This window comes from Shewanella sp. SM20 (genome assembly GCF_025654545.1).
Classification (GTDB): domain Bacteria; phylum Pseudomonadota; class Gammaproteobacteria; order Enterobacterales; family Shewanellaceae; genus Shewanella; species Shewanella oncorhynchi.
On record NZ_JAKKRK010000013.1, the window covers coordinates 1 to 14808 of the forward strand.

The 14808-nt window shown below is 43.3% G+C and carries 12 protein-coding genes and 1 other annotated feature; of the genes, 6 read left to right on the top strand and 6 right to left on the bottom strand.

Going from position 1 to position 14808, the window contains the following annotated elements; all coding sequences use genetic code 11:
• The coding region (locus L5M18_RS07345) for a transposase (RefSeq protein ID WP_263196414.1) at positions 1–229 on the top strand (229 nt) is incomplete at its 5' end.
• Between the two features lie 184 nt (positions 230–413).
• Here the strand turns inward: L5M18_RS07345 and thrC are convergent.
• The 3 genes from thrC to thrA all read right to left on the bottom strand — a co-directional run bounded on the left by thrC (position 414) and on the right by thrA (position 5196).
• A complete protein-coding gene (gene thrC, locus L5M18_RS07350) occupies positions 414–1697 on the bottom strand; it encodes a threonine synthase (RefSeq protein ID WP_263196415.1) in 1284 nt (427 codons plus the stop codon).
• A gap of 71 nt (positions 1698–1768) precedes the next feature.
• Complete coding sequence (gene thrB, locus L5M18_RS07355; RefSeq protein ID WP_263196417.1) at positions 1769–2731, bottom strand: homoserine kinase; 963 nt, start codon at positions 2729–2731, stop codon at positions 1769–1771.
• Positions 2728–5196 (bottom strand): bifunctional aspartate kinase/homoserine dehydrogenase I, encoded by a 2469-nt coding sequence (thrA, locus tag L5M18_RS07360; protein WP_263196418.1) that lies wholly within the window; start codon positions 5194–5196, stop codon positions 2728–2730. The genes thrB and thrA overlap by 4 nt, the downstream gene beginning before the upstream one ends.
• 641 nt (positions 5197–5837) lie before the next feature.
• Here thrA and slyD point away from each other — a divergent pair.
• Together slyD and L5M18_RS07370 are read left to right on the top strand one after the other, a co-directional pair.
• The gene (gene slyD, locus L5M18_RS07365) at positions 5838–6497 is read left to right on the top strand and encodes a peptidylprolyl isomerase (protein WP_263196420.1); all 660 of its coding nucleotides are present in this window, start codon (positions 5838–5840) and stop codon (positions 6495–6497) included.
• A 237-nt stretch (positions 6498–6734) separates the two neighbouring features.
• Positions 6735–7106, top strand: coding sequence for a hypothetical protein (locus tag L5M18_RS07370; RefSeq protein ID WP_263146093.1), 372 nt, complete (start codon positions 6735–6737; stop codon positions 7104–7106).
• A gap of 64 nt (positions 7107–7170) precedes the next feature.
• Here L5M18_RS07370 and trpR read toward each other — a convergent pair whose 3' ends face one another.
• Positions 7171–7446 (bottom strand): trp operon repressor, encoded by a 276-nt coding sequence (gene trpR, locus L5M18_RS07375; protein ID WP_028760799.1) that lies wholly within the window; start codon positions 7444–7446, stop codon positions 7171–7173.
• Positions 7447–7636: 190 nt separating this feature from the next.
• Here trpR and L5M18_RS07380 point away from each other — a divergent pair, with 190 nt between their 5' ends.
• The gene (locus L5M18_RS07380; RefSeq protein ID WP_219250093.1) at positions 7637–8086 is read left to right on the top strand and encodes a c-type cytochrome; all 450 of its coding nucleotides are present in this window, start codon (positions 7637–7639) and stop codon (positions 8084–8086) included.
• Positions 8087–8159: 73 nt separating this feature from the next.
• Here the strand turns inward: L5M18_RS07380 and L5M18_RS07385 are convergent, their stop codons facing one another.
• Entirely contained in the window at positions 8160–8852 is a 693-nt protein-coding gene (locus L5M18_RS07385) for a cytochrome b/b6 domain-containing protein (RefSeq protein ID WP_219250092.1), read from the bottom strand.
• A 299-nt stretch (positions 8853–9151) separates the two neighbouring features.
• Between L5M18_RS07385 and hpf the strand changes: the two genes are divergently transcribed.
• Positions 9152–9508: a ribosome hibernation-promoting factor, HPF/YfiA family gene (gene hpf / locus L5M18_RS07390; RefSeq protein ID WP_105249847.1), complete on the top strand. Its 357-nt coding sequence runs from the start codon at positions 9152–9154 to the stop codon at positions 9506–9508.
• Positions 9509–11149: 1641 nt separating this feature from the next.
• Positions 11150–11266, top strand: a sequence feature (Phe leader region).
• A gap of 41 nt (positions 11267–11307) precedes the next feature.
• Positions 11308–13302 (top strand): chorismate mutase, encoded by a 1995-nt coding sequence (locus L5M18_RS07395; RefSeq protein ID WP_263196422.1) that lies wholly within the window; start codon positions 11308–11310, stop codon positions 13300–13302.
• A 174-nt stretch (positions 13303–13476) separates the two neighbouring features.
• Here L5M18_RS07395 and L5M18_RS07400 read toward each other — a convergent pair whose 3' ends face one another.
• Positions 13477–14772, bottom strand: a complete 1296-nt coding sequence (locus L5M18_RS07400; protein ID WP_263165651.1) for a cation:proton antiporter — start codon at positions 14770–14772, stop codon at positions 13477–13479.
• Between the last annotated feature and the right edge of the window lie 36 nt (positions 14773–14808).

A 14808-nucleotide genomic window follows, 5' to 3' on the forward strand; every position in this document is an offset into this window, starting at 1 on the left:
GGCAATGTTGTTGTGGGATAGAGCGATGCTGTCGAGACGTTTCATCATAGAAACCATCAACGACCAGTTAAAAAATATCTCTCAAATAGAACACTCTAGACACCGCAGCGTGCATGGTTTTATGCTAAATATGATTGCCGGACTCATCGCCTATCAATTGAAAGACAATAAGCCACAACTGAACCTCACTAACGCAGAGTTTAATGCTATTACAGTTATGGCTTGTTAAACCGATCTCAGGTTAATTAAATATCATGTAGTTAACTAATGGTTGTTTTATGTTCGCTAGTAACACAAGCTCATCAATTCCCCACCATAAAACTCACACTTGTAAAAAAAGGGAGCCAAGCTCCCTTCCTGCTTTTACGCCATGTTATTCCACTGCTAGGCAGACATCAGTAGGGCTAAAGCCCTTAAGCTAATATTTTGAATAAATGCACTTTTAATGCAGCAAAATCTGCCGCTAATTCCGCAGATAAGATGGGCTTACTCGCAACAGCTTCAAGCTCAGGCGGCAAGGGTAAGTTAAGCGTTAACTCTCTATCCACAATATCCTTAAATTTAGCGGGATGCGCCGTCCCCAAAAATATACCCACTTCATCGGGCACTAAGGTTAAAGATAAGGCCTTAGCCGCAATCGCCGCGTGGGGCTCAGACACATAACCGTGAGCGTGTAACTCGGCCAGCGCCTGTGACGTTTGCTCCTCCGATAAGCGAATACCCACTAAGCTACTCAGTGGCCAGCCTAATTTCTCACAAATGGCTTCCACACGCGGCCAGTTACTGGGTTCACTCACATCCATGGCATTGGACATAGTCGCTTGAGTCGGATTGGGCTGCCATTGGCCATTGTCTAAATAACGCGGCACAGTATCGTTGGCATTGGTCGCAGCAATAAAGCGTTTAACCGGTAATCCCATGGCTTTAGCGAATAAACCTGCGGTGAGATTGCCAAAGTTACCACTTGGCACTGAAATCACAGGATCGGCTTCATGGCGTTGTTTAGACTGGGCAACCGCTTCAAAGTAATAGCAAATTTGCGCGAGTAACCGGCTGATGTTGATAGAATTTGCCGAGTTTAAGCTCAGCCCATCGCGGACTTCGGGATCATCAAAGGCGCGCTTAACCAGATCTTGGCAGGCATCGAAATCGGACGAGACGGCAACTGTATGGATATTTTTGCCCAACGTAGTGAACATCTTTTCCTGTAGTTCACTGATCTTACCCTTGGGATAGAGCACCACCACATTGACTTTCTCAAGTCCATAGAAGGCATCGGCAACCGCTGCGCCAGTGTCGCCCGAGGTCGCAGTCAAAATGGTTAAGCGCGTGTCACCCACAAAGGCATTGACGCATTGCGCCATAAAACGTGCACCGAAATCTTTAAATGCCAGTGTTGGACCGTGGAATAATTCGAGGCAGGCACGCTGCTCATCGACGGCAACCAAAGGTAAATCAAAGTTAAAGGCACGCTCAACTAATTCATCGACCGCATCTTGGCCTAACTCAGAGGCAAGCCATGCGCCGAGTACTTTTTTACTGCGCTCAACGAATGGCAACGCCAGCAGCCCTTCAATATCGTCTAGTACGGGTATTTGACTAGGAAAGAACAAACCTCTGTCTTTACCTAACCCCAGTTGTACCGCTTCTTTAAAGCTCACTTTCTGCGAAGGGTGTTTTAAATTATATAGTTCCATGCTCAACTCAACCTTTTGATGCTAAACCTTAAATGCTAATTTGGGGTACTTAGTCTTAGCTAAATTAACGATTAATCGACTCTACGTGTGCCTTGCTCATCGAGGCGACACACGTGGGCAAAGCCACCCACCTCGATGAGATAATGCGCCTCTAACCAAGCTTTAGCGGTATTTGCCGTGGCTAAATCATCGGTAATCGAAAACAGCGTTGGGCCGCTGCCCGAAATCCCCGTAGTCAACATGCCTAAATCGGCTAAAGCGGCTCTGGCCTTGTCGTAACCCGGAATCGCGGCGGCGCGATAGGGCTCGGCTAACACATCCTTTAATACGCTGATCGCAAGCTTGGCATTCTGCTGGTAAGACGCATGAACAAAGGCGCTTAAATAACGGCCAAAATCGATAGTGACACTTTTATCATATTGATCAGGCATGAGTTTGCGCATCATTGCCGTTGAGAGTGAAATCCCAGGATAGGCCACAACCCAATACCATTCTTTAAAGCTGGGTATTGCTTCGCAAACTGTACCCGGCACATTGAGCATCAATTGCATGCCGCCCAAGTAACAAGGAGCGACGTTGTCATAATGCACACTGCCGCTGATCTTCCCTTCAAACTCGCCCATCAGTTCCAGCAGTGCTTGCTCGTTATAGGGTCTATCAAAATGTTCATTCAAGGCATATAACGCCGCCACGACAGAGCTGGCACTCGACCCTAAACCACTGCCGACGGGCAGGTTCTTTTCCAGTGTGAGTGCCACGCCTTCATCTGCTTTACCCTGCGCAGTTAAAAACTCCTTACTCATGGCTGTTAAGAAGAATTCGGCACATTGGTACACTATATTGTCTTTCGGATTTTCAGGCAGTTTATGGGCCCAAGCACCAGTCTGCGCCAAACTCACACCCGACGCTACCGCGGCGATAGTCACTCTGTCGCCCAGTAAACTACCATCAATCGGCGCTAATGCTGCACCGAGTAAATCAAATCCGACGCCCACATTACCCATAGAGGCTGGAGCGTAAACGGTCAAACTCATACACTCACCTCACGAGTCCAATTCAAGGTTCTTAATACATCGGCAAAGGCACCAGCAGCGGTCACTTCAGTCCCTGCGCCATAGCCGCGTAGCACAAAGGGAATGGGCTGATAATAGCGGCTATAGAACGCCAAGGCATTTTCACCGCCTTTAACGCTATAAAGCGGATCCTGTGCATCCACTTCGGCGATACGCACACGGCACACACCATCCTCAATTTGCCCAACATAACGCAACACTTTACCTTGAGCTTTGGCCTGCGCCACTTTTGCGGCAATTGCAGCATCAACTTGCGGTAATCGTGCCATAAAGCTTTCAACATCACCTGAATCATCAAACTCGGCTGGCAATACAGATTCAACCTGCACGTCACTGAGCTCTAACTTTAGTCCCACTTCACGGGCAAGAATGAGCACTTTACGCGCCACATCCATACCACTCAAATCATCACGGGGATCGGGCTCAGTAAAACATTTTTCCCGCGCCAGATCAGTCGCCTCGGAAAGCGTCATACCTTCATCGAGCATGCCGAAAATAAAGGATAAAGAGCCCGATAAAATACCGTTAAACTTATGCAGTTTATCACCCGCAAATAACAGTTTTTTCAGGTTATCGATCACAGGTAAACCCGCGCCGACTGTGGTTTCGTATAAAAATTGGCGACGCTGTTTTAATGCCGTTTGGCGAAGTGCTTGATAATAAGCATAATCGCGAGTGTTCGACTTTTTGTTCGGCGTGACCACATGCAAACCTGAGTTCATCACATCCAAATACAAATCCGACACTTGCTCGCTCGAAGTGCAATCCACCAGCACAGGATTCAGTAATTGTTGCTCTTTCACCCATGCAAGTAACGCTGGAATATCACAGGCTTGCTGACTATCGGAAAGCAAACTTGACCAATTGTTTAAATCGATGCCTGCGCTGTCGAGTAACATCTTGTTCGAATTTACTATGCCGCAAACACGGATACTGATGTGTTGCTCTTTGAGCATGGCGGACTGTTGTTTTATCTGCTCAAGTAGGCCTGCCCCCACATTGCCGCAACCCACTAAAAACACATCTAAATACTGCTGCACATCGAAAAAGCCTTGATGACAAGCCGCCACCGCATGCTTAGTCTTACGCTGCTCGATCACAGTCGAAATCGAGCGCTCGGACGAACCTTGGGCGATGGCGATAATGTTCACGCTTGCCTGCGCTAGCGCTTGGAAGAAACGCGCTGCCACCCCTTTGTGAGTGCGCATGCCATCACCAATCAAAGAAACGATGGCGAGCTCATGACGCATAGCGATAGGTTCAAGCAAGTCACTTTTTATTTCTAATTCAAACTCTTGCTCTAAGGCCCATTTCACTTTGGCCGAGTCAGACGTCGCCACACAGAAACTAATACTGTATTCAGAGGAACTTTGGGTGATTAAAGACACAGACACGCCGCTGCGGGAAATCGCCGCAAGGGTACGGCTCGCCATGCCAACCATGCCTTTCATGCCAGGGCCTGATATATCAAACATGGTCTGGTTATCTAAATTGGAGATAGCTTTAACCTGTAAGCCCGTTTCATCGGCTTGGTTTGATACCAGAGTGCCGGGCGCATCGGGGTTAAAACTGTTTTTGATATAACAGGGAATATGGAACTGGGCGATAGGCGCAATCGTCTTAGGATGCAGCACCTTAGCGCCAAAATAGGAGAGTTCCATCGCCTCTTGATAGCTGAGTTGTGATAACAGCTTAGCATCGGCAACCACACGGGGATCGGTATTATAAACACCGTCAACATCGGTCCAGATTTCACAACTTGACGCATCTAAACAGGCAGCAAGCACAGCAGCAGAATAGTCAGAACCATTACGGCCTAACGTCACCACTTTGCCCTGTTCATCGGCGGCGGTGAATCCCGGCATTACCCATACGCGCTTTTCACCTAATGCCAACGCACGAAACCTTGGCTTACTCACAGCGATATCGACCACGGATTCTAACGGCCGACCACGACCTAGAAACAAGGCGCGCGGATCGAGTTGAGCAGATGTGATCCCCTTAGATAGCATCACTTGTTCCATCAAGGCTGCCGATAAACGCTCACCTGCCACCACGATTTCAGCACGTATGCCATCAGGACACTCTTGCAGTAAGCTAATGCCACGTAATCTATCCTGCCAAATCACCAGCTGTGCATTAAGTCCAGAAAAGAGCTGTTCACTCTGCTCACTCGACAACATTGAAGTAACAGCATCTTGGTATAGCGAGGTAAATACCCGCTCAACATGCTGCAGCACAGGCGAATAATCTTCACCTTTGACTGCTACATCAACCATTTCTAGTAACGCATTTGTCACAGTCGCCGGGGCCGATAGCACAGTGGCTATGGGTTCAAGCTTAGATGACTTAGCAACGATATCCGCCGCCATCGAGAATCGCTGCCAATTTGCAAGCGAGGTACCACCAAATTTCATTACTTTCATCTTGTTCTCCTGTACCGCGCCCGACTTAGAAATAAGAGCTAGAAACAAAAAAGCCCGCTTCTTTGTGGGAAGCGGGCTCATCGTTAAAATTCTTTAGGGTGTATCAGCCCGCCCCCACTGTTGTTGTAGTGGTGGTTGTAATAATGGTAGTTACTACGAAACCTAGGCTATGCATGTGTTTGGGCTAATCCATGTTAATTTCTTGATAAACAGAATTGCTTTTTTTACCCGCGCTTGTCAACCCCTAAAATGGATTATTTATAGGCAAATATTAACGCTCGATAAAATACTGCATCAAGATTCGTTAATATGAAGTTTTCTAGGGGTAAAAATGCGATTTACGCAATAGATAACTGTTAACGTCAACGTAATGCGGCACGAAAAACATTAGATAATCACTTGTTTTTAATATAATTATTTATAATACATTTTCAAGTAATGCGTTATTTGTTCTAACTCATCACTCAGGCTAAATTGACAGGCTAACGAGCAAAAATCACATTACTCATCCTTTCTACCGTAAAGCACCGACAAATTTGCCTAAAAAAAACCTGTGCGATATCTAACATAAGCCACTTCAAATTATCGCCAGCACTAAAAAAGCACGTTATTATGCGCGCACATTACGAATTGGAGGCGATATGAAGATCACTCAACACAGCGCGGTAACCATTCATTACCGTTTATCAGATCAAGAAGGCAGACTATTAGAAGACTCTTTCGACTCTGAACCTATGCTATATCTACACGGCACTGAAAACCTGATCCCAGGTTTAGAAGCCGCATTAGATGGTAAAAGCAAAGGCGAAAAACTCGATGTCACTATTAGCGCCGAAGAAGCCTATGGGCCTTATCACGATGGCCTACGTCAAGCCGTGCCATTAGAAGCCTTTGGTGATATCGAAGATATCGTCCCAGGTATGCGCTTCATCGCTGAAACTGAAATGGGTCAGCGCCCAGTTCAAGTCATGGAAGTGAAAGACGATGTGGTTATCGTCGATGGCAACCATCCTTTAGCGGGCCAATCGCTCAATTTCAGCGTCGAAATCGTTGACATTCGTGAAGCCTCAGCCGAAGAAATCGCTCATGGCCACATTCATGCCCAAGGTGGTTGTGGAAGCCATGGACATGATCACGACCACGGCGGTGGATGCTGTGGCGGTTCAGGTAAACAAGAAGCGGGCGGCTGTTGTGGTGGTGGTTCAGACCACGATCATGGACACCACCATGAAGAACACGAAGCCTGCGACACACCTAAAACAGGCTGTGACGGCAATGGCGGCTGTGGTTGCCGCGGCTAAACAAAGCCTGATACCAGAAGTTAAACGAGAAGTTGTTTATCCGTAAGTGATTAAACTGCCATGGTTTAACCTTTTAAAATGCACGCCCTTAATTTAAGGTCGTGCATTTTTTATACACAAGCGTTTATAATATTCGTAATAGATAAATAACTGACTGGTAAATTGAAGTATTCAAATTTTATATGAATATTTTCAATTAGATATTGATATCAACCTAAGTTAAGCGACGGAGTGCTTATGTTAACCAAACCCCTTTACGAAATTTTGCCTTTTGGCTACATGGCGCTCGGTAGTTCGAGTTTTATTGCACTCGACATCAACTATGCCTTGATAGCGGCAACTGTGGTATTTGTATTAGGTGCGAGGATCTACGTTATGCGTTCTCAAAACCGTCGAACAGACTCGGCCAAACGACGTAAATCGGGTTATCTTCCCGAGATAATTTATAACTTTATACCTTTTATCTATCTCTTAGCGGCGCTGGCTATCTTTAAATTCCTTCCCAAGGATCTTTACCCAATTCTGGCTATCTGTTTACTCAGCTACGGCTTATACATTCTGGTTCGTCGTTCCCTCTATCGTCGTCATAAGCTTCCCATCACGCCTTAAGACTTAGTTCTATTCACCACAATAGGAGCAGATGATATTCATAAGAGTTGTATCCAAGTGAACACTAACCAATTAGTTTTTGAACTTTCGCCCTATGCTCAGAAGACATATTCTTCAAATAATTAGAACAACGTGTAATCGTTGCAATACTGACTTCATATTCCGCAGCGATATGCCTTTGACTCATTTCCCCGTCTAGCAGCAATTGAAAGACCTTCAAACGTCCGGCAACGGCACTACGTTCTTCTTCGGTTAACAGTAAATGAAACAACACAGAAAGATCTTCATAATTGCTGTGGCTCAAAATTTTTTCTAATACTAGATCCCAGTTAGCTCGCATAATCACCCTCATAAGTACTGTTCAAGCATTACATTAGCAGTCTAACAGATTTCGCCTACTTACAAATAAATTGTTACGTTTAGCAGTCTGATCCAGACAAAAACTGACAAAATTGCTTCTAGTACATCAAGTTAATTTGTGTACAATAGACGTGCAATGTCACACTTCGACGCTAATTTGTGAGAATACGATGAAAAAATTACTACTTACTCTCGTTGCCAGTACCTTATTGGCTTCAACTGCACAAGCACACAATTTCGAAGACTCTAAAGATGCAATTGAATACCGCCAATCTGCATTTGGTCTTATTGCTTATAACTTCGGCGATATGGCTGCCATGATGAAAGGTAAAAAACCTTTCGAAGCAGAAACCTTCGCAATGCGCGCAACGAATGTTGCTGCATTATCCAAACTTCCTTTCGAAGGTTTTATTGATGGCTCAGACAAAGGTGATACCGAAGCCCTAGCCAAAGTTTGGCAAGACAGAGCTGATTTTGATGCAAAAATGAAAACCTTCCAAGAGAATGCTGCCATTCTGGCTACTGTAGCTCAAAAAGGTAATCAAGCTGAAATCAAACAAGCCTTTATGGACACAGGAAAAAGCTGTAAAAGTTGTCACGACATTTATAAGAAAGATTAATTTGACGTTGTTTTTCCCATCAAAAAGCCTGCTAAATAGCAGGCTTTTTGATGTTCCCAAACTGAGTATAAATCTACAGAACTTGCACTATTGGCCACATTAAATAGCCAAATACCACTGCCGCGCATACTGTGAACAGCACTAAAGCAAGCCACTCAGACTTGAATCGAAGCTCGCTCTTCGCACTTGATGAAAAAGCAACCTTCGAGACTTTCTTGTAACCACTGATCATAGCACCAACTAACTTATCCCCTTTCATGGCATGAATAATCACAGCCAGTACATGAATGACACTCAGCAAGAGAATAAGGTTAAAGTTCGTTTTGTGTAACCAAGTCAAAAAACCACTGGTATCTGAACTGACATAGCTATATAGCGGACCTTCGGTAAAAATATCATCGGTCGCAAAAAGGCCTGTTACTAATTGAAGGCTAATGATCCCAATCAACGCGATGACCATATAGCCACCGATAGGATTGTGTCCAAGTACCACAGACATCCCTTTAGTTCGAATCGATCTCAAGTAATCGAGTACAACTTTGGGGTGATGAACAAAGTGGCTAAACCTTGCCGTATCGCTACCAATGAGCCCCCAGAGGATCCTAAATCCAATAAGGATCAGCAAACTATAAGCAAAAATTTGATGCCACTGCATTTCGCCCGCATCGGCACTCCACCATAAAAGTGCCAACAGACACACCATGCCCCAATGGAAAATTCGCGTGGGTAAATCCCAGACCTTAATTTTAACATGTTCAGTATTCATAAAATGGGCAAACTCAAAGTGACCGAATGGAATAAGTAGAGGTATTTTATCGGGATTCGGGATGAAACTTAAAGTAAATATAAGTAAATAAGGGCAAAGACTGCGGAGTTATCCCATCGAATATGACCCCATTTAGCTGGCAATACAAGGCTTTTGGGCCAAGAATTATTGATATTTGTCTAAGTGATCAAATATCCAACGAACAGTATCTAATGGGCACAAAAACGTGATCTACATCTCGTTTTATAGTGCGAACCTTGGTAATCTGAAATCCAAGGAAACAACAGAAGGTTCGAAATATGCTAAAGATTACTAGCAAGCAACTTGAAGTCACATCTCCTATTCGCGAACGCATTGAAAGCCGTTTTGAAAAACTTTCAAGGCATGATGTGCAAATGATAAATCCCCATGTAATCATTACGGAGGAGAAACCTGGTTTCAAAATTGAAGCATCGGTTGGCATCCCAAATGGAGAACTCTTCGCTCAAGCAAAACATGAAAATTTATATACTGCGATTAACGCTATGGGCCAAAAATTAGAGAAGCAGCTCAATCGCATAACACACAAACCTGAAGCTCAACGCTCCACATCACTAACACCGACTAATAATGTTGTTGAAATTGACGACGAGTACGAGGAGGAAGATGCGGCATAATTTAAATCTGGTGAGTGCGAGAAACGCATCACTTTGAGAGCAATAAAGTAGAAATATTTAATCAGATCACAGTTTTTACAAAAGCTTAGTGCAATCATTTTAATGATGAGAAAAACAGTTCTTTTGACTAAATACCTACTACACTTTACAAAGTGACAGCAAGAATCGAAGTGGTGCGGATTTAAATCGTTTCAAATGTTGATTTACTTTAAATTTTGATTTACAAATATTGATTAACAGATCTTAAGTTCTAAGTAACGTTACTGGATATAACTAAGGAGCACTACTAATCTAAGCCTTATAGTTTTAAGCACTAAGGTTTTAAGTACCAAGGTTTACTGTTAATGATTAATTTTACTTATAATTTCTACGTTTAAAATTTCAAGTTTTACTTTCAACTAGGTTCCACTTTCAATAGCAAGTTTGGAAAGGAGGCAACACAAAAGCGAACAATTTGATTTTAGAAACAATCAAGTATGTTGGCATTCACCAAAAGCAGTACTCAATTTTGACCCAATATCAGGATGAACACCAGAAACAGGCGGCATTGCTGAATACCAGAGTTAACATAAGGAGCCGAGTACAGTACAACGAGTACATTAGCAAAACCTTTAACTATCAAATTGTTTATATTCACAATGGAGGCTCAGGTAAACATAAACAAAAATCACATTTACAAAAGCTATATGAATAAAAGCGTTTATTGTAAAACGGGTCAGCACCAATACGTGCTAAACACTGAGATAAATGAGGTAACAACTGTCACGTTTAGTTAGATGTAGATTAGTTATATGAAGAGAGTCATATTTACACTGATATGTTAGTTAGCGTTTTTAGCGTGTGATTTAATGTAAGTGTTTAATGTAAGTGCAATACGTTGATTTGATTAAAAGTCATTAGTTTACTTAGTGTTATTTGTATAGTAAAAACTGTAAATCGTATAAATGTTTATTTATGTAATGTGTTAACGTTTACCATTAGTTGAGTTTTGATATTTATAGACACCTTAAATAATGTTTACTTATCAACTAAAAAGGAGGAAATCTAGACTTGACGAAAATTGTAATAACAGTAAATGAGAGCTTTTTATACGCTCCATGTATTAAAATGTTAGGTTTTAAAGTAAAAAGTAATAATGGTAATAATGTAAGTAGCAAGACCTAAACGCGTGACAAGGCTAAGCTGTTCTTACAGCAAAATGTACCTAGTACAACCAATGAGCCGTAAATCGTTTATTTTTAAATGTTCGTTTTGTTAGTGTTAGTTTTTAATGTTATAGCTCCATGCAAGTGTTAATTGTTAAAATATAAGTGCAAGACATGTCAACGTAAGTTCGCTGGTACTGCAAACTGCATAGTTTCAAGGTTATACGCTATGCCGCATAAAGTACTTGTTAATGTTCATTGTAAATGCAAGTCGTTATCTAGTGAGTTGTCAACGTTTTACTGTTACACGTAAATGTAAGATAAACGAATGTGTTACCTTGTCCCACACTGACCATAAGGAGGATAAACTCGCTTGACCATATATACATACTTGAACCAAACCAGCGCACCCTCGGGTGCGCTTTCTTTTTAGATTACCTTTAAGAAAGTTTTGATTGACAGCTAAGCCCTAGCCCTTTAGTTTTAAGACCATGAAAATGATAACTGCAGTTTTTTTTACTTTCTTTTTTACACCCCCACTCTAGGAGGCGGATTTACTGTGTAAAAACGAAAGTAAAAATCCAAAGCCTCCCAACTGGGAGGCTTTTTTGTCTTAAACGATTGATAAAATACATGGCGGCAATTGAGGTCAGAATGCATACACCACAGCCTTTAAATCAAACCCGAGAGCAGATCACCCATCTGGATAATGAACTGCTGGCATTACTCGCTGAGCGCCGTCGCTTAAGTTTAGAAGTAGCCCGTAGCAAAGAAGTGGATGTCAGACCCATCAGAGATACTCAAAGGGAAAAAGAACTGCTCGCTCGCCTCGTGAAAGAAGGCAGAGAGAAAGGATTAGATGCCCACTATGTTATCTCCCTTTACCAGAGCATCATTGAAGATTCAGTATTGAATCAACAAGCTTACCTTCACGGCCGCGCCAATCCAGAGACACAAAAACAACAGTATTGTATCGCTTACCTCGGTGCTAGAGGTTCATACTCTTATCTCGCAGCTACACGCTATTGCCAACGTCGCCAAGTTGAAATGCTGGACTTAGGTTGCCAAACTTTCGATGAAATAGTGCAAGCCGTTGAGTCTGGACATGCTGATTATGGTTTCCTGCCGATTGAGAACACATCTTCAGGTTCAATCAACGAAGTCTACGACGTGCTACAGCACACCAGTCTGTCGATTGTTGGCGAAACGACGATTGAAGTCAGCCATTGCCTACTAGGAAAAGCTGGCAGTAAATTAGCTGAGATCAAAACTGTCTATGCCCACCCTCAGCCTATTAGCCAATGCAGCAGATATTTAACTCAACACAAAGACTTGAGACTGGAATACTGCTCAAGCAGCGCAGAAGCAATGGAAAAGGTAAACCAAAGTCCAGATAACAATGCAGCAGCGATTGGCAGCGCCGAAGGTGGTGCACTCTATCAACTTGAGTCCATAGAAGCAGGTTTAGCGAATCAGAAGATCAACCAAAGCCGCTTTATCGTTGTTGCACGCAAAGCCGTTGCCGTACCAGAGCAGTTACCCGCTAAGACTACATTGATCATGGCAACAGGCCAAAAAGCTGGTGCTTTAGTGGAAGCCTTACTGGTTCTAAAAGCGCATCAGTTAAACATGAGTAAATTAGAGTCACGCCCGATTCCAGGAACACCTTGGGAAGAAATGTTCTATTTGGATATCGACGCGAATATCTCCAGTGAATCTATGCAGGCAGGTTTAAAACAACTAGAGCGGATCACCCGTTTTATCAAAGTATTAGGCTGTTATCCTTGTGAAACAGTCAAGCCCACACAGCTGAGCAACAGCCAGCTACTGATTGAGCCCAGCACCTCTAAGGATCAAGTCATCAGCGAAAATGGTGCTAATGCCAGTCCAGTTCGATATAGCAAAGCCTATAAAGAGCAAGCCAGTGAAATCAACTGTGGCGCAATGACAATCGGTGCAGGGCATGTCTGTGCCATAGCCCAAATCACACTGAATAATGACATTTCACATTTAGCATTATCGGCTTTCGAGCAGCAAATGAAGCAGCTTAAAGAAGCGGGATTCCAAGCCGTTTTGCTCTGCGCGGTTAATCAACTGACTATGGCAGAAGTTACTCTCGCTAAACTACGCCAAATCCTGCATCAATATGGCCTAGTGTGCATTATTGCCATAGCGCAAGAAGCCGATATGCCATTAGCAGTCCAGCACGCCGATATGTTATTCCTCGCAGGCAAGCAGATGTTTAACCAAACTTTACTGACTCAAGCTGGAACCCTACCGATACCATTAATACTTGAGCGTAACGATATGGCAAGTTTTGAAGAATTACTCACGGCAACAGAAGTCATTTTAAGCCAAGGCAATCAGCAACTTATCCTGTGTGACTCAGGCATTAGAACCTTAAATAACGCCAATCTACCTTCACTCGATTTAGCGAGTCTGATCCAGATTAAAGCCACGAGCCATTTGCCGATTTTGATCAACCCAAGTTATGCCGTATCAGATGATGCCCTATTGATTCAAACACAAGGTATTAAACAGCTTAAAGTGGATGGATTGATACTCAATTGTCCACTAGCTAGCAGTGATGACCATGAGTCGCTTAACTTAATAAGCGCTGTGGTACGGGAATTATATCGGGCGAACTAACGCTTTGATCTTGATTGATTTAATTTAAAGTGAAATGTGGTTAGTTCGAAGTGTGTTAAGGGATAAATAAGACATCTTTTATCCCTAATTGACTCAGACAAGCCTGCTAGCCAGTGTGATGACTAGCAGGCTTAATATTGTTTAGTATTGCAGCGCAGCGAGCTTTTATGCATTTTAAGAAGAGCCAACAGCACTCGATGGTTCAGTAACGGCATTACTCCTACGGATAAGCCCTGTCATAGTAGAGCCCTGCACTAGAATCGAAAATACGACGACGGCATAGGTCATCACTAACAACAACTCCCGCAGCTCCACACCACCAATAGCATCTATGACGATACCCTCTGGCAAACTCATCGCCATAGCGAGGGCTAATCCTCCCCTTAAGCCACCCCAAATCAAAATCGTCTCTGCATAGGGGTTGTATGACTTAAACAATCGAAAGCCTAAATAAGGTAATAACACACTCATTGCACGCGCCAACAAGACTATTGGTATAGCCACAAACATAAACCACCATAATGGTGCTTTGAAAGTGACTAACAAAAGCAATAAACCAAGCAATAGGAAGAGTAAGGCATTAAAGAAGGATTCAATCAGCGACCAAAAAGTAAATAGTTTCACTCGCTCGTTGCGAGCAAAAAACTTAGGCACACTGAAATTTCCTATGATGATCCCCGCACTCACCATAGCTAAAGGACCTGAAACACCAAGCACATCCGCCATGACATATCCCGCGGTTGGGATCAGCAGGGTAACCAGCATTAATTGCGTTTCTTCCTCGCAGTAGTGGAAAAAATGATGCAATAAAAAGCCAAGTACGCCACCGTAAATAACCCCACCTACCGCCTCACGAATAAATAACTCAGAGATATGGATAAACGTCAGAGGCTCGGTGGAGAAAGCCAATTGCGATATTGCCACAAAAATCACTAACCCTATGCCATCGTTAAATAAAGATTCTCCTTCTACTTGAATCGCAATATCTTCCGGCGCCCCCATTTTCTTTAAAATAGCCAAAACAGCGATAGGATCGGTGGGCGAAATCAAGGCGCCGAACAGTAAGCAGTGGCTGAATTCTAGCGGGAGACCTAGCATAGGCGCGAACCAAAATAACAGCTCACCTATAATAAATGTCGACAATAAGGTGCTTATAAAAGCAAGGATTAGGATCTCCCACTTTTGATGCCTCAGTATTTTTAAGCGGATTTGTAATGCGCCGGCAAAGAGTAAAAAACCGAGCATGCCATTGAGCAGTAAAGCTTGAAAATCGAGTTTCTCTAAGCCAGAGACAAAATACACATAAACGTCCCCACCTAAAGCCTTTCCCCCAAGGAGCAACAACAAACTCATTCCTAGGGCAATAGCAGTAATGGCCACAGTTTCCTGCAGTTTATGGACGCGAGAGGAGATAACCGAAGTCACTAGCGCCAATGCGCAGAGGACACACAGAATTTGGTAGCTGGACATAAGAGCCTCTAAAAATCATCAATTTAGAGACTCTAG